The organism is Rhizobium sp. BK399 (genome assembly GCF_014194695.1).
Taxonomy (GTDB): domain Bacteria; phylum Pseudomonadota; class Alphaproteobacteria; order Rhizobiales; family Rhizobiaceae; genus Rhizobium.
The window spans coordinates 1,048,942-1,066,484 of record NZ_JACIAH010000001.1; the positions used below are offsets into that span (position 1 = coordinate 1,048,942).

General features: G+C 59.6%; 15 protein-coding genes, 1 tRNA gene and 1 riboswitch. Of the genes, 9 read left to right on the top strand and 7 right to left on the bottom strand.

Annotated elements, in window-relative coordinates; all coding sequences use genetic code 11:
• The first annotated feature begins 56 nt into the window (after nt 1-56).
• Nucleotides 57-2,078, top strand: a complete 2,022-nt coding sequence (locus FHT97_RS05245; protein ID WP_183860366.1) for a methyl-accepting chemotaxis protein — start codon at nt 57-59, stop codon at nt 2,076-2,078.
• A gap of 130 nt (nt 2,079-2,208) precedes the next feature.
• On the opposite strand, the gene FHT97_RS05250 is transcribed toward FHT97_RS05245, so the two are convergent.
• Nucleotides 2,209-2,394, bottom strand: a complete 186-nt coding sequence (locus FHT97_RS05250; protein ID WP_016552630.1) for a hypothetical protein — start codon at nt 2,392-2,394, stop codon at nt 2,209-2,211.
• Between the two features lie 277 nt (nt 2,395-2,671).
• On the opposite strand from FHT97_RS05250, the gene FHT97_RS05255 reads away from it, so the two are divergent.
• Entirely contained in the window at nt 2,672-3,517 is an 846-nt protein-coding gene (locus FHT97_RS05255) for a glycosyltransferase family 2 protein (RefSeq protein ID WP_183860368.1), read from the top strand.
• Between the two features lie 18 nt (nt 3,518-3,535).
• On the top strand, nt 3,536-4,561 hold the full coding sequence (locus FHT97_RS05260) for a glycosyltransferase family 2 protein (RefSeq protein ID WP_183860370.1): 1,026 nt from the start codon (nt 3,536-3,538) through the stop codon (nt 4,559-4,561).
• Nucleotides 4,562-4,602: 41 nt separating this feature from the next.
• Here FHT97_RS05260 and FHT97_RS05265 read toward each other — a convergent pair whose 3' ends face one another.
• Together FHT97_RS05265 and FHT97_RS05270 are read right to left on the bottom strand one after the other, a co-directional pair.
• On the bottom strand, nt 4,603-4,809 hold the full coding sequence (locus FHT97_RS05265) for a CsbD family protein (RefSeq protein ID WP_183860372.1): 207 nt from the start codon (nt 4,807-4,809) through the stop codon (nt 4,603-4,605).
• Between the two features lie 132 nt (nt 4,810-4,941).
• Nucleotides 4,942-5,015: transfer RNA gene (locus FHT97_RS05270), tRNA-Gly, on the bottom strand.
• A 261-nt stretch (nt 5,016-5,276) separates the two neighbouring features.
• Here FHT97_RS05270 and FHT97_RS05275 point away from each other — a divergent pair.
• The 3 genes from FHT97_RS05275 to FHT97_RS05285 all read left to right on the top strand — a co-directional run bounded on the left by FHT97_RS05275 (nt 5,277) and on the right by FHT97_RS05285 (nt 10,162).
• On the top strand, nt 5,277-6,662 hold the full coding sequence (locus FHT97_RS05275; RefSeq protein ID WP_183860374.1) for an HlyD family efflux transporter periplasmic adaptor subunit: 1,386 nt from the start codon (nt 5,277-5,279) through the stop codon (nt 6,660-6,662).
• Between the two features lie 186 nt (nt 6,663-6,848).
• Nucleotides 6,849-8,009, top strand: coding sequence for a hypothetical protein (locus FHT97_RS05280; protein ID WP_246712556.1), 1,161 nt, complete (start codon nt 6,849-6,851; stop codon nt 8,007-8,009).
• The gene (locus tag FHT97_RS05285) at nt 7,994-10,162 is read left to right on the top strand and encodes a cellulose synthase catalytic subunit (protein WP_183860377.1); all 2,169 of its coding nucleotides are present in this window, start codon (nt 7,994-7,996) and stop codon (nt 10,160-10,162) included. The genes FHT97_RS05280 and FHT97_RS05285 overlap by 16 nt, the downstream gene beginning before the upstream one ends.
• A gap of 21 nt (nt 10,163-10,183) precedes the next feature.
• Here the strand turns inward: FHT97_RS05285 and FHT97_RS05290 are convergent, their stop codons facing one another.
• A complete protein-coding gene (locus FHT97_RS05290; RefSeq protein WP_183860379.1) occupies nt 10,184-11,278 on the bottom strand; it encodes a 2'-deoxycytidine 5'-triphosphate deaminase in 1,095 nt (364 codons plus the stop codon).
• A gap of 72 nt (nt 11,279-11,350) precedes the next feature.
• Nucleotides 11,351-11,429, top strand: a riboswitch (SAM riboswitch).
• Nucleotides 11,430-11,474: 45 nt separating this feature from the next.
• Between FHT97_RS05290 and FHT97_RS05295 the strand changes: the two genes are divergently transcribed.
• Together FHT97_RS05295 and apaG are read left to right on the top strand one after the other, a co-directional pair.
• Nucleotides 11,475-12,659, top strand: a complete 1,185-nt coding sequence (locus FHT97_RS05295) for an O-succinylhomoserine sulfhydrylase (protein WP_183860381.1) — start codon at nt 11,475-11,477, stop codon at nt 12,657-12,659.
• 200 nt (nt 12,660-12,859) lie between these two features.
• Nucleotides 12,860-13,252, top strand: coding sequence for a Co2+/Mg2+ efflux protein ApaG (apaG, locus tag FHT97_RS05300; RefSeq protein WP_016552621.1), 393 nt, complete (start codon nt 12,860-12,862; stop codon nt 13,250-13,252).
• Here the strand turns inward: apaG and FHT97_RS05305 are convergent, their stop codons facing one another.
• From FHT97_RS05305 to FHT97_RS05315, 3 genes are all read right to left on the bottom strand, one after another.
• Complete coding sequence (locus tag FHT97_RS05305) at nt 13,253-14,248, bottom strand: Hsp33 family molecular chaperone (protein WP_183860383.1); 996 nt, start codon at nt 14,246-14,248, stop codon at nt 13,253-13,255. It abuts the gene before it with no gap.
• A 92-nt stretch (nt 14,249-14,340) separates the two neighbouring features.
• On the bottom strand, nt 14,341-15,258 hold the full coding sequence (argF, locus tag FHT97_RS05310; protein ID WP_183860385.1) for an ornithine carbamoyltransferase: 918 nt from the start codon (nt 15,256-15,258) through the stop codon (nt 14,341-14,343).
• Nucleotides 15,259-15,301: 43 nt separating this feature from the next.
• Entirely contained in the window at nt 15,302-16,498 is a 1,197-nt protein-coding gene (locus tag FHT97_RS05315; protein WP_183860387.1) for an aspartate aminotransferase family protein, read from the bottom strand.
• A 427-nt stretch (nt 16,499-16,925) separates the two neighbouring features.
• On the opposite strand from FHT97_RS05315, the gene FHT97_RS05320 reads away from it, so the two are divergent.
• Complete coding sequence (locus FHT97_RS05320) at nt 16,926-17,459, top strand: GcrA family cell cycle regulator (RefSeq protein WP_183860389.1); 534 nt, start codon at nt 16,926-16,928, stop codon at nt 17,457-17,459.
• Nucleotides 17,460-17,543: the final 84 nt, after the last annotated feature.

Consider the following 17,543-nt stretch of genomic DNA (forward strand, 5'->3'; position numbering starts at 1 on the left):
TCAAAATGCTGCCATATCCGGCCCCCATCGGTCGGATCAAGCGACTGGACATATCCATGCTGATGAACCTCAAAATCAGGACGAAGATCATCTCCGTCGTCGCGCTTCTCGGCGCGATCGCGCTCGGAGGCCTCACTTATGTGATCACCGAATTCCGTGGTGCCGACTCCTCCTACAGCGCCTTCATCGATCACGAGGCGTTGGCGGCCATGCAGGCATCGCGCGCCAGCGCATCGGCGACTGCCGCCGTGCTTCAGGTCACGCTGATCGCTGGCCTCAAGCCGGACACGCCTGCTTTCGATACAGCGGTCGTAGCGCCCAGCAAAATGCCCCAGGCGCGCGAACGCCTGGAACAGGCCGCCGCCCTGGTCCCAGGCCGCAAGCAAGCGATCGACGACATCCTCGCCGGAATTGGTGAGATGGAGGCGCTTTCCGCCAAGGTCATCGACCTTGCAAAGGAGAAGGACAGTGCGGGTGCACAGCTCGCGGCAAGCATGCTGAACGCCAAGCTGAACGCCGTCACTCCCAAAATGATTGCCAACAACGACGCGCTGATGGCGTTGCTGAACGATGGCGGCGACGCGCTTTCCATTACCGTCAACGAGCGCATCACACTCTCTTTCGCGCTGATCGGACTCGCCGTCTTGGGCGCGCTCGGTCTCTCGGTATGGATTGCGCAGGCGGGAATCGCTACCCCGATGGCTCGTCTGCGGGACCGGATGATGCAGCTTGCCCAGGGCGACACGAAGAGCGATGTCGACGGCCTCGATCGTCGCGACGAGGTAGGCCAGATGGCCGCCGCAGTTGCCGTCTTCCGCGACAACGCTCTTGATCGGATCCGGCTTGAGGGCGAGGCCGAGAAGAGCCGCAGTCTTAGCGACAGTGAACGCCGTGAGCGCGAAGCGCAGCGCGCAACCGATGCCGCTGACCTATCGCGCGCCGTCGGCGCACTTGGCGATGGCTTGCGACGGCTGGCCGCGGGCGACCTCGCATCGCGGATCGACACGGCCTTCGTCGGCGATCTTGACATCCTTCGGCAGGATTTCAACAATTCTGTCCTGCGCTTGAACGATACCATGCAGACGGTTGGCGCCAATGCCCGCGCCATTACGGCAGGCGCAAGCGAGATCCGCGCTTCGGCGGACGAGCTTTCGAAACGGACCGAGCAGCAGGCAGCTTCCGTCGAGGAGACAGCCGCCGCCCTCGAGGAAATCACCACGACGGTGAAGGATGCCGCAAGACGCGTCGAGGAAGCACGCGGGCTCGTGAAGCGCACGCGCGCCGGTGCCGAAAAGTCCGGTCAGGTCGTCCGCAAGGCCGTCAACGCCATGCAACAGATCGAGCAATCCTCCGCGGAGATTGGCAACATCATCGGCGTTATCGACGACATCGCCTTCCAGACGAACCTGCTCGCCCTCAATGCCGGCGTCGAGGCCGCTCGCGCGGGGGAAGCCGGCAAGGGCTTTGCCGTCGTCGCCCAGGAAGTGCGCGAACTCGCGCAGCGCTCGGCCAATGCCGCCCGGGAAATCAAGTCGCTGATCACGACATCCGGCGATCACGTGCAGACTGGCGTGTCGCTTGTCGGGGAAACCGGCAAGGCGCTTGATACCATTGTGCATGAGGTTCAGGAGATCAACCAACATGTCGACGCGATTGCAGAAGCGGCGCGCGAGCAATCGACCGGTTTGCAGGAGATCAACACGGCGGTGAACACCATGGACCAGGGGACGCAGAAGAATGCGGCCATGGTTGAGGAAAGCACGGCGGCAAGCCACAAGCTCGCGACGGAAGCGGCGGCGCTTAACCATCTGCTCGACCAATTCAAGCTCACCGGCACCGGCAACTTCAGTGCAACCGTCGCCGCTGCACCGATGCCAACCGCCGCGATCCATTCCACACCGCGCCCGGCTGCACCGCCGATCGCGACGAGAAAGGCGCCGGTCCGTATCGCTACCGCAGGCGTTACCCGCCCCACCAGCTCACCGGCGCGGGCACTCGGGCAAAAGCTCGCAAGCGCCTTCGGGGCAGGCAGTACGCCTTCCAGCGCCCGCGACGATGCCGACTGGACGGAATTCTGATCCCGGCAATATCGATCAAAAACAAAGGGCGGCTCAATGCCGCCCTTCTCATTCACAGTCTTGCGATATCGAAGGTCATGGCTTCGCTGCAGGCGCCGAATCGCGCCGAGAGACAAGCCAAAATGTGAACTCAGGCGAACCCAAGCGGGATCTGCTCGACCTTACGACCGCGACCGTAGTCACGCTCATAGGAGGCACGGTCGTCTTCGCGCGCTGACGCAAGAACCACCTCCGGGGCATGGTAGCCGTCCGCGTAGGTGCCGGTATCGCCATTGTCCCGGATTTCGCGCTTTGCCGTGAAAATCTTCAAAAGCATGCTGCCAGTCCTCCTGATCATGCCGACAACGACCAAGGGGTCGTCTGCGTTCCCGTGATATCGGAGAATAGTTAAAAATTAACTACGTTTATTAGAGAATTGTCAACTACTGCGGTTTGCTGCAGGCCTACGTCTTAGGGACGTCCTTTTGGGCGGATCACGGCATCTGGGCGACGGAATCGTTGCATTTCCGCGCCAAGGAGGTAAATCAGCGGCGGTTTAAGCCAGCAACCTGTCGCTCGCCGGTATCGGCTCTCTTCGTGTCTGTGGTGATGTTATGCCGATAAATGCCAGAGTTGTGGTGATGTTTCCGGTCTTTAACGGTGCCGCCACCTTGCAGGAGAGCCTGCAATCCATTGCGGATCAGGATTTCGTTGATTTCCGGGCCATTGTTCTCAACAACTGCTCGACGGATGAGACATTGCAGATAGCGCAGCGTTTTTGCGAGAAAGACGCCCGCTTTTCCGTCGTATCGAACGACGCCCACCTGAGTGCCGAGGCTAATTTCGCCAAGGCCGTACAGCTCGGCGCTGAAGCCGCAGAGTATTTTTGCCTCAGGGCAGCGGACGACCTTTCATCTCGGGATTTCCTGGGAAGGTTGGTCGAGGCGCTTGACGCGGACGGCACCAAGTTGCTGGCCGCCTGCCCGACAAAGAGCTTCAACGACAAGGGCTTTAAGCTGAAAAGCCCGGCAGCCAACATATTCGATTTCCAGAAGTCATACGCAAGGGGACGTGTCCCACGGAACCTGACATTTCCCTCGGAGTGGATTTACGGCCTTTTCAGATCGCGGTCAGTCGACATCTTGATGGCGCGCTGGTACGAGCTCGGCAATCCTTGGGGCTTTGCGTCTTATGTCCTCTCGGAATTTGTTGTTCGCGATTTGGTCGCCTATGTCTCCGGCCCCACCCTCGATTTCAGGGAAGGATCCGGCTCGCAGCAAAAGTACGGGGCGAAGGGGTTCCGTGACAAGCTTTCGCAGCGACTGACATACACTCTTGGCTGCTACCGTCTCGTCGACAAACTGCCGCCGGTTGCTCTTCTGACACGAGCGAAGTTTTTCAGGATGTGCTGGAACGATGCACGCCGGAAAACGCGCTATAAGCTGCTTTGGATCTTCTAGGAGTTCGGTGTCCAGCTCATGAACTACCCATTCCCCTCTGGCGCGCCGGACCTTGCGCGATCCTTCCTCGATCGTCTCCGGACCGCCTACGACACGCTTCGTGTAACTCGTCGCGAGAGGCGGAATAGAACCGATGTGACGATTCAGCCACTTCGCGAGATCAAGTCCCTTGCGCCGGCCGATGTGCCGCTTGTCTTTGTCACGCATAACGACACTGCGCTTCTAGGCGCGTTCATCCAACACTACCGCCAACTGGGTGTAACACGGTTCATCTGTGTGGAAGACGTTTCAACCGACGGAACACGCGAGGCTTTGCTGAGCGAACCGGATGTCGACGTCTGGACGTCGCCGATAAGGTATGGCCAGGCGCGGCGGGGTCGAAACTGGAGGGAGCGTCTCTTCTCGATCTATGGTTTTGGGCGATGGTACGTCAACGTCGATTCCGATGAATTCCTTGTCTACGACGACTGTTTCAAACGATCGTTGCCATCGCTGTTCAATGCGCTTGAAACGAGGGGCCTGAAGCGAATGGCAGCCCCCATGTTGGACATGTATCCCAAGCTCAGCGAAGTCGCAGAAGGCTCGCTTTCCGTCGACAGGCCTTGGCAATTTTCGCGCTATTTTGATGGCGACAGCTACCTGCCAACGCTTACCAAACGCGGCATCAGTATCAAAGGCGGTCCGAGGGGGCGGAAGTTTTCCGAGGGCAATGAGCTCATCAAGTACCCCGTCATTTTCTGGGACGAGGCGTGCTTTTTTGGCAGTAGCCCGCACCAGCCACTGCCCTACGGCCGCAACTTCCCCTCGATCTGGGGCGCTATTCTGCACTTCAAATTCTACACCAATTACAAGGCGAAGATAACGGAAGCGGTGGAGGGCAGGCAGCACTACAATGCATCCGAGCACTATCAGAAAATGATGGATATCCTCGATCGCGAAGGGGAAATCGATTTTAGTTACGATCACTCGATCCGCTATGACGGACCACAACAACTCATAGATCGTGGCTTCATGACGAAGATCGACTTCGTGTCGCTGGATTAGCGCCGTGGAAAGCCCGGAGGGTTAGCTCCGGGCTGTCAGGGTCAGTGCCAGGTCTGATGACCGTACCAGTCGTCGATGTCCCGCCGCGCGCGATCGCGCTCGATGCCGTAGCGCTCCTGAATCTTGCCTTCCAACTGGTCGCGTTTGCCGGCAATCTGATCAAGGTCGTCGTCGGTGAGTTTGCCCCACTGCTCCTTGATCTTGCCCTTCATCTGCTTCCAGTTTCCTTCGACGCGGTTCCAATCCATGGCGCTTTCTCCTTGCGTTGTTGGACTGGAAGTTAACGACGGCGGCGTCGGAGTGTTCCGCAACTTCGCATATCCGTTTTGGCATCGCGGCGGGAAACCGTCGGCAGATGTTCGGCTAACAATCGTTGATTTTGGAGCGGGTGAAGGGAATCGAACCCTCGTATTCAGCTTGGGAAGCTGCTGCTCTACCATTGAGCTACACCCGCGTGAGAGCGAGACTTTCTACAGATGGCGGTGTCTGTCAAGCCGCCAAAATCGAGCCGGCAAGAAGTTGCGGTAGTGGATTGCGGCCTCGGCCCACCGCTGCGACTTTAACGCAACTCCCGGTCACTACCTCCTTTTAATAAGGAAATGTCATTTTACCAAGACTAACCCCAATGTTATAAGCGCCGGCAGGAACAAAACAAAATAACTTTGGAAACGCCCTTCAGTTCATCGAGATCGTGACAAGGTCAGGATTGAAGAAAATGAAGGACGCAACTGCTAGCCTTGATCATCGTGATCACAGGATACTTTTGATATCTCGCATTCTGGGCTACTCATTTGCCTTTATGCTTGTCTTCATCATCGCGATGGCGATGATCCCCAATCAGTTTTTCATCGTCTCGACGCGCGCCGTCGTCAACGCTCCCGTACAAATGATTGCTTCGCCAATCTATGGCAGGGTCGACAAGATTGCGCTGCAAGTCGGGCAGGTCGTCAATCTCGGCGACGTGATGGCAACGGTTTCCAATCCCAATCAGGACCAAACGTCGCTGACGGGACTGCGGCTCGAGAAACTCGACCTGGCGGAAAAGCTCAACAATACGACGAGCGTTGTTGCCGAACGCAACGAGCAGCTGGAGAAGGTCAAAGCCCAGATTGCCAGCGTGAAGGACGGTGTGCTCAGCGAGTTATCCGCGGTGATCGACAATGCGAAATCCAACGTCCAGACATACGAGGCGCGCCTCAGCGAACAGGATGCGTTGCTGCAGAGGCAACTGGTACTCCTGAAAAGGGGCCTCGTCTCCGACGCGAGCATCGAGCCGCAGCGCCAGAAGCGCAATGCTGCGCAATATGAACTCGACGCCGCGAGGGGCGAACTGCGCCGCAACGAGATCGTCCAATCGCTTGTCAGCCGCGATATCTACACCGGGGGCACAGTTGCCGCCAACCTTTTGACGCTTGAGATGCAGCGGTCGAAGCTCTCCGGCGATATCGCCGAAGACACCATCGAAATCAATCAGATGGCAGAGCGCAAGCAACAGGTCGAAAACCTCATTGGACGCGAAGAGGGACGCCTCGGCAAGACCGGCGCCGCAGAGGTGGTGGCGGAGCGCCACGGCCAGATTGTCAGCGTGGATGCCTCCTTCGGTGATTTCGTCATGCAGGGGCAACCGGTCGCCAAGTCACTCGATTGCAATGATGCTTTTGCCGCCGCCGTCTATCGAAGCCGCGACGTGACCTCGCTTGAGATCGGGATGCCGGCGATGGTCAATTTTCGCAGCCTGGGGGTCAAGCGAAGCGCCCACATCTACAAGATCGTTCGGTACTTCAACTCGGGGCCTGAGAACCGGTACTTTGCAAAATTCCCGGAAGCCGAAGGCCACGAAGTCTACGTACTGGTCAAGATGGATGAGCCGGCCGCGGACGAGGCGACGACGGCACAGCGGAGCAATGACAAATTCTTCGGATGCCACGTCGGCGAAGACGTCATCGTTTCACTCGGGGAAACGATGATCTCGCGGGTCGCCCGATATTCAAGCTTGGCGATCAATACGATCTTTTCCTCCGGCAATATCCTCTCCGCCTCGACACTGTTCGACAAGACCGTCCGTCCACGCGCCGCAAGCGCTCAGACCGCAGCCCCATAAACACCACGCCGGTCTCAACCGTTGTATTGCGAGGCAGGAATGAAGCGTGCGAATTGGTCGATACAAACCTTACCGGTGCTTGCGTTTATTCTAGCGGGCATTGTGCTTTTCGCCTCTTTGGCGAAGGCGGATGACGAACAGCGCAGGCAATTGGCTTGCTCGCTTTGTGACGGCTTGGCCGCGCAGATGAGTGGCGAGCCGGAACAGCCTTTCATCTTTCGGAGCTTCGAACCCGCGAATGGCGGCTCCGCGCTACACCCGGCTCTCGAGAATACGGGATTCACCTACGACAATGCGGTCGCCCTGATGGCCCTCTACGGCTGCCAGCGAAAGAAGGAGGCGCGCCGGGTTGCCGACGCGCTGGTGCTCTCACTGGAAACCGATCGTCACTACCACGACGGACGTCTTCGTAACGCATATCGTTCGGGCCCGGTCACCCCAGGCAAGGAAGGGATGCTGCTGCCTGGTTACTGGAATGCCACCAGCAACTCCTGGATCGAGGACGGCTACCAGGTGGGATCGGCAACGGGCAGCACCGCGTGGGGCGCGCTGGCGCTGCTGATGGCCTTTGAGGAAACAGAGCAGCCGGCCTATCTCGACGCCGCCCGCAAAATCATGGATTGGATTCACCGAAGCACGGCAGATCCCCGGAACGCCGGCTACTTCGGCGGCTACTTCGGCCACGAGCCAACGCCTGAGCGCATGACGTGGAAATCGACCGAGCATAATGTCGACGTCTATGCGGCAGACCGCTGGCTTGCACAACTGGACGAAGGCGGGGATTGGCCGCACCAAGGCGACCGCGCTCTGCAGTTCCTCAACGCCATGTGGAACGAGGGTGAAGGGCGGTTCTTTATCGGCAGCGTGCCCGATAGCAACGCTCCGAACATCGAGATGTCCGGCCTCGACGCAGAGCTCTGGCCGCTGATTGCGGTTCCCGATTTCAAGGGCAAGGCTAGCCGCGTGATCGAGTGGACAGAAATCCATCACGGCGTCGACGGAGGCTTCGACTTCAACAGCGACCGCGACGGGATCTGGCTCGAAGGAACAGCGCAGGCAGCCCTCGTGCTTCGCCTTACCGGCCAACCGGCGAAGGCGGAGCCATTGTTCAAGACGATCGAAGCTCAACGAACCCCCGGCAACCTGATCTACGCGACGGTCAACGAGCAGCTGTCCACTGGCCTCCAGGTCGGGCCGAACTCTACGCCGGGAGACTTCAAGTATTACCGTTTGCCGCATATCGGCGCCACAGGCTGGGCCGTCCTTGCCGCACTCGATCTGAACCCCTTCGTTGGCAGCGCGGGCCAGGCGTCCGATGGCAAGGAGTCCCCATGTCCCCAGAAGTAGTCACGCTGTCCGATTCGATGCTGTTTTCGGCGCTGGCCATTGCGCTGATACTGGGATGCAGTTGGCTTCTCGATAGCCGCCGCAGCGCCGACCGGATTATCTTCGGTTCGATCCTCGTCGTGATGCTGTCGAACTACCTGTATTTTCGCCTCACCAAGACCTTGCCGGACTTCGAATGGAGCGCCTACGCGATCTGGCCCAGGATCTATTTGTCCTTCGAACTGGTCGTCATCTTCTACACGGTCTTGTCGATCGTTTTCTTTTTTCGACGAACCGATCATCACGGCGCGGCCGACGCCAGCGAGGCACTGCTGGCAAGACTTGCTCGACAGCCTGCCGTGGACGTTTTCATCTGCACCTACAACGAAGAACTATCGATCCTGGAACGAACGATCCTTGCCGCTAAGGCGATCGACTACAGCAACTTCACGGTATGGGTGCTAGACGACGGACGGCGAGACTGGCTGCGGGATTACTGCGCAGAGGTCGGCGTCCGCTACCTGAGGCGCGAGGACAATGCCGGTGCCAAGGGCGGCAATATCAACAATGCGATACGGCAGACGGCGAAGGAAACCAACGCGCCCTTCATTCTGATCCTCGATGCGGATTTCGCGCCACAGCGTGCAATTCTGAACCGTACGGTAGGCCAGTTCATCAACACGGATGTCGGCCTCATCCAGACCCCGCAGTTTTATTACAACGCCGATCCTGTCCAGCATAATCTCCTGGCCTCGAAAGCCTGGGTCGATGACCAGCGTATTTTCTTCGATGTCATGCAGCCGTCGAAGGATGGCTGGGGGGCCGCATTCTGTGTCGGAACGTCGTGCGTGGTCCGCCGGGACGCCTTGGCGATGATTGGCGGCATGCCCCAGGAAACGGTAACCGAGGATATTCACCTGACCTATCGGCTGCTGCAGAAGGGGCTGAAGACACGCTGGCTGAACGAGCGCCTGAGCGTTGGCCTGTCGGCCGAAAGCCTCTCCGGCTACATTACACAGCGCTGCCGCTGGTGCCTTGGCACTATCCAGGTAGCGCTCCTTCGTGATGGTCCCTTCCTTGGCAAAGGCTTCACCATCGTGCAGAGGATGCACTACTTTCACGGCCTGCTTTTCTGGTTCTGCCGCCCGTTCATCCTGCTGCTGATGGCGGCACCGCTGCTCTACTATTTCCTTGGCCTACCGGCCATTCGCATGGAGCCCGAGGCTTTCTTTCTCTACGCACTGCCGATGGTCGCCGGCATGTGGGCGTTCCACGCATGGGTCTCGGGCGGACGCAGCCTGCCGCTCTTTACCGAAGTGTCGCAAATGGTTTCGGCCGTGCCGATCACCATCGCCCTCTTTCATGCGCTCCTGCATCCGTTCGGCCGCCCGTTCAAGGTGACGGCCAAGGGCGAGGACCGCGGGCGGGTCGAAGTCATTTATCCGATTGCCGGGACATTTCTCTGCGTCATTGTGCTGACATTTGTCGGGATGCTGAACGGACCGCTGCTCGGAACCTACAATGATCTCGACGGCTTCAGCGTTGCATGGGGCATGGTCGTGATGGTTTATGCCTTCGTGTCACTGCTCGTCTGCATCGAGCTTCCAAGAGAGGCGCTTGATGACATCGAGTTTCCCCTCGAGCGCCAAGGGCATGTCGCCAGCCGCGGCAAATCAGCCCCCTGCACCTTCGACACAATATCGATTCACAGGGCAAGGATGACCATGCAGGACGAGGTCGCCTTCGCCGACATGCGGTTGGGTGACCTTCTGATCTTTACGCCTTTCGCCGACTTCGATGTCGCCGGCCAAGTGACCGCCATGGACAGGGGGAGATCGGGCGTATCGGTGTCGATCGTCGGCATCAGGGACCGGCGGGATGCCTGGGAAATCAAGAAAACGCCGGAAGAGGTTCGCCAGAAGATGGTGCAGCGGATCTTCAGCGAGATGCCGGAAGTGATGCCGCGGCGCGCTTACCCGCTTGCGGCAGGAAGAGGCCTCTGGAAACGTATGTTCGCGCGCCCTTCGGTCCTTGTCGGTAAGCTGGAACGCCACACCGTCACCGCGCGGACACCGCAGCGCTCACGAAGGCTCTACCGCCCACCCTTTATCAGCCGTCGAACGCCGCTTCTCCAGATCGGCAGCAGGAACGTTGCCCCACCTCTCGCCGAATAATGGCGCACGCCGGCAGAGTTCTCAGATGCGGAAGTGCTTGGAGAGCTTCAGGCCCTGCGCCTGATAGTTGGAGCCGAGGCCGGAACCATAGAGGCTCTCCGGATGCTCCTGCATGTGCTCGTAGACAAGACGGCCGACGATCTGGCCGTCTTCGAGGATGAACGGGACCTCGTGGCTGCGAACCTCAAGCACGGCGCGGCTGCCGCGACCGCCGGCAGGGGCGTGCCCAAAGCCCGGATCGAAGAAGCCCGCATAGTGCACGCGGAATTCGCCGACCAGGGGATCGAAGGGGGTCATTTCGGCCGCGTAGTGCGGTGGCACATGGATGGCTTCGCGCGAGACGAGAATATAAAACTCGTCCGGATCCAGGATCAGTTCATTGCGACCGCGGCTATAGAGAGGTTCCCAGAAGTCGTAGATGTCGTGCTGCGCCTTCTTGTCGACATCGACGACCGCCGTGTGATGTTTTCCGCGGTAACCGATCAAGCCATCCTTGTCGCCAGCCAGATCGATCGACAGGGCAATTGCGCCGCCCGAGACGTTCGGCTGCTTGCTGGCAACCAGCGTTTCGGCATCGTGCAGCGCCAGAAGCTCTGGCTCGCCAAGCACGGAATGACCGACGCGGAAGCGAATCTGCGACAGGCGCGAACCGCGGCGCACGACGATCGGGAAGGTGCGCGGGCTAATTTCGAGATAGAGCGGACCGGAATAGCCCGCCGGGATCTTGTCGAACTCCTGAGCGTAGTCGGTGATGACGCGCGTGAAGATATCTAGCCGTCCCGTCGAGCTCTTCGGATTGGCCGAGGCCGACATGTCGGCCGGCAGGTCGAGGCGCTCCATCAACGGAACGATGTAAACGCAGCCTGTCTCAAGAACCGCACCCTCGGAGAGGTCGACGACGTGGAGGCTGAGGCGATCGAGCTTGTCGGACACAAGATGGGATGGGCCCGGCATGAAGCTCGCGCGAACGCGAAAAGCCCTTGCGCCGAGCCTGAGATCGAGGCTTGCCGGCTGGATCTGGTCGTGGTCCAAATCGCGCTCGCTGGTGAGACGTCCCGCCTCAAAGAGCGCAGCTATCGCGCGATCCGCCAAAATTCCTGTTTCGCGAGCCATCATGCCCCATCCATATTCGGTGGAGACAAAACCAAACTCAAGGAATTGACGCAAGCATAGAACGGCAGTATTGCACTTTTATCCCGTGGTGATTTGGCCGGTCGGCTTGCAGCCACGTTAAACAAGTGGCTAAAAAGACCGGGTGCAAAACCGGTCTGCTTTCGCGGCCGGTTTTTTTGTTGTTTGAAAGTGGTGATTCATGAGCAAGACTTGGCGCCCCGCAACCCAACTCGTTCACGACGGCTCTCTGCGCTCGCAATACGGCGAGACCTCGGAAGCAATCTACCTCACGCAGGGCTTTGTCTATGACAGCGCGGAAGCGGCGGAAGCACGCTTCAAGGGCGAGACGGAGGGCTATATCTACGCCCGCTACGGCAGCCCCACCAACGACATGTTCGAGAAGCGCATGTGCGCGCTCGAAGGCGCCGAGGAAGCCCGCGCTACCGCTTCGGGCATGGCAGCCGTCACGGCAGCAATCCTCTGCCAGCTGAAGGCAGGCGACCACATCGTTGCCGCCCGCGCACTTTTCGGTTCGTGCCGGTGGGTCGTCGAGACACTCGCGCCGAAATACGGCATCGAATGCACGCTCGTTGATGGCCGCTATCTTGAGAACTGGGAAAAGGCGATCCGCCCGACCACCAAGGTGTTCTTCCTGGAAAGCCCGACCAACCCGACCCTTGAGGTGATCGATATCGCCGGCGTTGCCAAGCTTGCCAACCAGATCGGCGCCAAGGTCGTCGTCGACAACGTCTTTGCAACCCCGATCTTCCAGAAGCCGCTTGAACTCGGCGCCCATATCGTCGTCTATTCGGCCACCAAGCACATCGACGGCCAGGGCCGCAGCCTCGGCGGCGTGATCCTCTCCGACAAGGAGTGGGTCACCGAACATCTCCAGGACTATTACCGCCACACCGGCCCTGCGATGTCGCCATTCACGGCATGGACGCTGTTGAAGGGGCTTGAGACCTTGCCGCTTCGCGTCAAGCAGCAGACCGAAAACGCAGCGAAGATCGCCGACTTCCTGGCCGAGCAGCCGAAGGTCGCCAAGGTCATCTATCCAGGCCGCAAGGATCATCCGCAAGCCGACATCGTCGCCAAGCAGATGAAGGGTGGCTCGACACTGGTCGCCATCGAACTGAAGGGCGGCAAGGAAGCGGCTTTCGCCTTGCAGAACGCCTTGCAGATTGTGAAGATCTCCAACAATTTGGGCGATGCCAAGAGCCTGATCACCCACCCGGCGACGACGACGCACAAGAACCTGACGGACGAAGCGCGGGCAGAACTCGGCATTTCCGGCGGCACGGTTCGTCTGTCTGCAGGCATCGAGGACACGGACGACCTGATCGAGGATTTCGCCCAGGCCCTCGCAAAAGTAAACGCCTGATTGGTCTGGCATCGGCCGGATTGAAGCAAATCCGGCCGACAGCCATACGCCCTTTGTCGCAAGCAAGACTGCCGAAAATCGGACTTAATACGCGAAACTTCTTGCCATTACAGGCATTTCGGACGTGATCGACTATCGGTTTATTGACGGATTGGTCGCTGTATAAGATACCGGTAACGTATGTTGACTATGGTGTAGGTATGTACCGCGCCCTTACACGAGACATTGAAGTCGTCGTCGAACCCTTTTATCTGGAGGAGCAATCCGATCCGGAGGACGATCGCTATGTCTGGGGCTACCGGATCGTCATCAGCAACAATTCCGACAAAACCGTGCGACTGGTGAACCGCTATTGGAACATCACCGATCAGAACGGTATCGTCGATGAGGTCACGGGCGCCGGCGTAGTCGGCGAGCAGCCGCGCCTTTCTCCGGGCGATACGTATGAATATTCCTCGGGCTGCCCACTGGATACGCCATCAGGACTGATGTTCGGCCACTACCAGATGGAAACCGACGAAGGCGAGCTTTTCAATGTCGAAATACCCGCCTTCTCCCTGGATTCGCCAGGACTTCTCAGGGTCCTGAACTGATCACTCGGCAGCTTGCGCCACCTCTTCCACCTCGAAGCGATAGGTGGTGGAGCAGAATTCGCAGGTGACAGAGATCTTGCCGTCTTCCTGACTGGCATCGATTTCTTCGCTCGAGAACCCCTTCAGCACACCTTTGATCTTCTCACGCGAACAACTGCACCGATCGAAAACCTCTCTCGGTTCGTAGACGCGAACGCCTCGCTCGTGGAACAGCCGGTAAAGCAGCCGCTCGGTGCCGACCTGCGGATCGGTCAACTCGTCGGCATCGATCGTATCGACGAGCGAGCGCGCTTCCATCCAGGCATCGTCTTCCTTGTGGGTGCTGCCAGCCGTGTCGCCGTCGCCCCCATGCAGGTCCGGCTGGCGCATGCGCTCCGGTGCTTCCGGCAGGAACTGGGCAACGAGCCCCCCTGCCCGCCAGCGATGACGCGGCTTGCCGGCTTCGTCGCGATCGAAGAGTTCGGCCGCAGCCAGACGCACCTGCGTCGGGATCTGCTCCGACTGGCGGAAATAGGTGCCGGCAATCTCCTCGAGCGTTGTACCATCCAGCGCAACGATGCCCTGATAGGGCTGGCTGAACTTGCCCTGGTCGATGGTAAAGGCCAGCATGCCCTTGCCGAGCAGCTGCTCCGGCTCGATCTGGCCGGCGGCAATCGCCTTATCGAGGAGGCCTTGGTCGAAGCGTGCATAGGCACGCACGTTCTCAGGTGTCGAGAAGTCGCAAACGAGCAAGTCCACCGGGCCGTCGCCCTTGGTCTGGACCGTGAATTTACCTTCGAATTTCAGCGACGTGCCGAGCAGCACCGTCAACACGACGACTTCGGCGAGAAGCCTCGCGACGGGCGCAGGATAGCGATGGCGCTCGAGGATCGCGTCGAGCATCGGGCCGAGCTGGACGGCGCGGCCGCGCACATCCAGGCCCTCGACCTGAAAAGGAACGACATGATCATCACCGGCGAAATTGAATTCGCCGAGGGCGGCTGCAGGTTCTGCCATGGTCTTCTCCTAGTCTGAGAGCGGGCGGACAAGAGTGTCCATCCGCTCGCGCGGCCACCGGGCCTTCCGGCCAAACGTGGCGCCAGTATGGTTCAGATCGCGCCCAGGCACCAAGCAAGAATCGACTTCTGCGCATGAAGACGGTTTTCCGCTTCATCGAAGACCACGGATTGCGGGCCGTCGATCACCTCGTCCGTGACTTCCTCGCCACGATGGGCAGGCAGGCAATGCATGAACAATGCATCCTTGCCGGCCTGTGCCATCAAAGCCGAATTGACCTGATAAGGCTGGAAGACGTTGTGACCCCGGGCCCGATGTTCCTGATTCATGGAGACCCAGGTATCGGTCACCACGCAATCGACGCCGGCGACCGCACGGTCGGCATCATGGCAAAGCATGATTTCGGCGCCCTCATTGCGGGCCCAGTTCAAATAGTGATCCTTCGGCTCGGAACCAAGGGGCACCGCCATATTCATTCGATAGCCGAAACGGGCAGCCCCCTCGACCAACGAATGCAGCACGTTGTTGCCGTCACCGGTCCAGGCGATCGTCTTGCCTTTGATGGGGCCGCGATGCTCCTCGAAGGTCATGATGTCGGCCATGATCTGGCAGGGATGCGTGTCGTCGGTCAGCGCGTTGATAACCGGAACAGTCGCGTGTTCGGCAAGCTCCAGCATGCGACCGTGATCGGTCGTCCGGATCATGATCGCATCGACATAGCGCGACAGCACCTTCGCCGTATCGCCGATCGTCTCGGCGCGGCCGAGCTGCATTTCGGTACCCGACAGGAACAGCGTCTCTCCGCCAAGCTGGCGCATGCCAACATCGAAAGACACGCGGGTGCGGGTCGAGGGCTTCTCGAAGATCATCGCCAGCATCTTGCCGGCGAGCGGCTTGTCACCCTGGCCGGCTTTGAAGGCCACCTTGCGGGACATCGCGTCGTTCATGATGAGCCGCAGGTCAGATGCCGCGACGGCGGAGAGATCGAGAAAGTGTTTGGGGGATGCCATCGTCTTTACCTATCACGCCCGCCTTTCGGCAGGCTTTATCCATTCAAGCCGTCTTCTTTGCCTTCGAAGCGCGCAGGCTTTCAGCGGCGCGTTCAAGGCGGGCAAGGCCCTCGCGGGCTTCGTCAGCCGTGACGACCAGAGGGGGCAGAAGACGAATGACGTTGTCGCCAGCGGGAACGCCGAGCAGATGAGCGTCACGGATCGCCTGCAGCAGTTCCGAGGATGGTACGGCGGCCTTGACGCCGAGCAGCAGTCCCTCGCCCCTGATATCCTCGATAATATCAGGATAGCGATCCTTGAGCGAGGCCAGCCCCTGGCGGAAGACCAGCGAGACGTCGCGCACCTGCTGCAGGAAGCCGTCCGCGAGAACCACGTCGAGCACGGCACTTCCGACAGCCATAGCCAGCGGGTTGCCGCCATAGGTGGAGCCGTGCGTGCCGGCCTTCATCCCAGATGCGGCTTCTGCCGTCGCGAGGCAGGCTCCGAGCGGGAAGCCGCCGCCAATGCCCTTGGCGACCGCCATGATATCAGGCGTGGCGCCAGACCACTCGTGCGCAAAGAGCTTGCCGGTACGTCCTACACCCGTTTGCACTTCGTCGTAGATTAGCAGGAGGCCGTTCTCGTCACAGATTGCGCGGAGCGCCTTCAGGAACTCGTTGGTCGCCGGCCGGACGCCGCCTTCCCCCTGAATGGGCTCGATAAGGATCGCGGCTGTTTCGCTCGTGATGGCGGCACGAACGGCGTCGAGATCGCCGAAGGGAACCTGATCGAAACCGGGCGCCTTGGGACCGAAGCCTTCGAGATATTTCTCCTGGCCGCCAGCGGCGATGGTCGCCAGCGTTCGTCCATGAAAGGCGCCTTCAAAGGTGATGATATGGAACCGCTCGGGGTGGCCCTTGGAATACTGATAGCGACGCGCAGTCTTGATCGCGCATTCCAAAGCTTCCGCGCCGGAGTTCGTGAAGAATACCTTATCGGCGAACGTCGCATCGGTCAGACGCTTCGCGAGCGTTTCCTGGCCCGGAATCTCATAAATGTTGGAAAGGTGCCAAACCTTGTCGGCCTGCTCCTTCAGGGCGCCGACGACATGCGGATGACCATGGCCAACGGAGGTGACGGCCACGCCCGCACCGAAGTCAAGATATCGCTCGCCCGTTTCGCTGATCAGCCACACGCCCTCGCCTCGCTCGAACCGCAAGGGGGCACGAGAGTAGGTATCGTAAAGCGCGGCTTCAGCCATAGCGCGATCTCCTGTCATTGATCATCAGCGGCCGGACTCCGGCTAAGGAAGGCGGGCCTGAAAATTAAAAATGCCGCCTTTCGGCGGCGAGCAGCACTATTTACTTTTCGCACTGCAATGTCAACAAAACTGAGCTTTTGCTGCATGCGTCAAGCTGCCATCCCGAGGCGTCCGACCTATCAACAACTAATGTTGCAGAAATGACTCTGCCGTCCAGCAAGTTGGGGAAAACTCCAAATTCGATTCGCCGGGATTCAACCGACTCTTGTCACGGAGTCAGCCTCACACTAGGTTAAAACTCAATTACTAGACTGCATGCGGCGGAACTAGTCACCAAAATCGAGCAAGCGTTTCTTGCCTCGGATACGTCCGGGGCAACGGTGAAGGATTCTGCCTACACCAACGCTAATAAGGCGGAGACAGGGGCATGAACTGGACAGACGAGCGCGTTGAAAAACTGAAGAAGCTTTGGTCCGAAGGCCTGAGCGCCAGCCAGATTGCAGCACAACTTGGCGGTGTAAGCCGTAATGCCGTCATCGGCAAAGTCCACCGTTTGAGTTTGCCCGGCCGTGCCAAGGCCGGAGGCTCGACGACGACCGTCCGGACACCCAAGCGCACGACATCCGCGCCGCGCGCTCCGAACTATGCATCTCGCGTCGCCACGCGCACCGTCACTCGCCAGCAGGGCGCGACGATGCTCAAGGAAGAAATCGAGATCGATGCGATCGAGGAAGTCCGTTATCGTCCGGCCGCAAACGTGGTCGTTCCGATTTCGCGTCGCCTGGGCCTGACGGAGCTGACCGAACGCACCTGCAAGTGGCCGGTCGGCGATCCGCTGAAGGACGACTTCCACTTCTGCGGCTGCGAGTCCCCGGACAACTCCCCATATTGCACGTACCATCAACGCATGGCCTATCAGCCGGTAAACGAGCGCCGTAAGGCCGCCAACCGGGTCGCTTGACCCGGAAGCCGGATAAGGACCAAAGAAAACGGGCCCTCGCGGGCCCGTTTTTCATTTGTGAAATTTTATGAAAGTCGCGCAGGC

Excerpts from the sequence above, each read along its gene's own strand:
- FHT97_RS05295 (WP_183860381.1), top strand. The coding sequence starts at position 11,475 with ATGAGCAAGACTTGGCGCCCCGCAACCCAACTCGTTCACGACGGCTCT.
- FHT97_RS05280 (WP_246712556.1), top strand. The coding sequence starts at position 6,849 with ATGAGTGGCGAGCCGGAACAGCCTTTCATCTTTCGGAGCTTCGAACCC.
- FHT97_RS05250 (WP_016552630.1), bottom strand. The coding sequence starts at position 2,394 with ATGCTTTTGAAGATTTTCACGGCAAAGCGCGAAATCCGGGACAATGGC.
- FHT97_RS05275 (WP_183860374.1), top strand. The coding sequence starts at position 5,277 with ATGAAGGACGCAACTGCTAGCCTTGATCATCGTGATCACAGGATACTT.
- FHT97_RS05320 (WP_183860389.1), top strand. The coding sequence starts at position 16,926 with ATGAACTGGACAGACGAGCGCGTTGAAAAACTGAAGAAGCTTTGGTCC.
- FHT97_RS05245 (WP_183860366.1), top strand. The coding sequence starts at position 57 with ATGCTGATGAACCTCAAAATCAGGACGAAGATCATCTCCGTCGTCGCG.
- apaG (WP_016552621.1), top strand. The coding sequence starts at position 12,860 with ATGTACCGCGCCCTTACACGAGACATTGAAGTCGTCGTCGAACCCTTT.
- argF (WP_183860385.1), bottom strand. The coding sequence starts at position 15,258 with ATGGCATCCCCCAAACACTTTCTCGATCTCTCCGCCGTCGCGGCATCT.
- FHT97_RS05260 (WP_183860370.1), top strand. The coding sequence starts at position 3,536 with ATGAACTACCCATTCCCCTCTGGCGCGCCGGACCTTGCGCGATCCTTC.
- FHT97_RS05265 (WP_183860372.1), bottom strand. The coding sequence starts at position 4,809 with ATGGATTGGAACCGCGTCGAAGGAAACTGGAAGCAGATGAAGGGCAAG.
- FHT97_RS05290 (WP_183860379.1), bottom strand. The coding sequence starts at position 11,278 with ATGATGGCTCGCGAAACAGGAATTTTGGCGGATCGCGCGATAGCTGCG.
- FHT97_RS05315 (WP_183860387.1), bottom strand. The coding sequence starts at position 16,498 with ATGGCTGAAGCCGCGCTTTACGATACCTACTCTCGTGCCCCCTTGCGG.
- FHT97_RS05305 (WP_183860383.1), bottom strand. The coding sequence starts at position 14,248 with ATGGCAGAACCTGCAGCCGCCCTCGGCGAATTCAATTTCGCCGGTGAT.
- FHT97_RS05255 (WP_183860368.1), top strand. The coding sequence starts at position 2,672 with ATGCCGATAAATGCCAGAGTTGTGGTGATGTTTCCGGTCTTTAACGGT.
- FHT97_RS05285 (WP_183860377.1), top strand. The coding sequence starts at position 7,994 with ATGTCCCCAGAAGTAGTCACGCTGTCCGATTCGATGCTGTTTTCGGCG.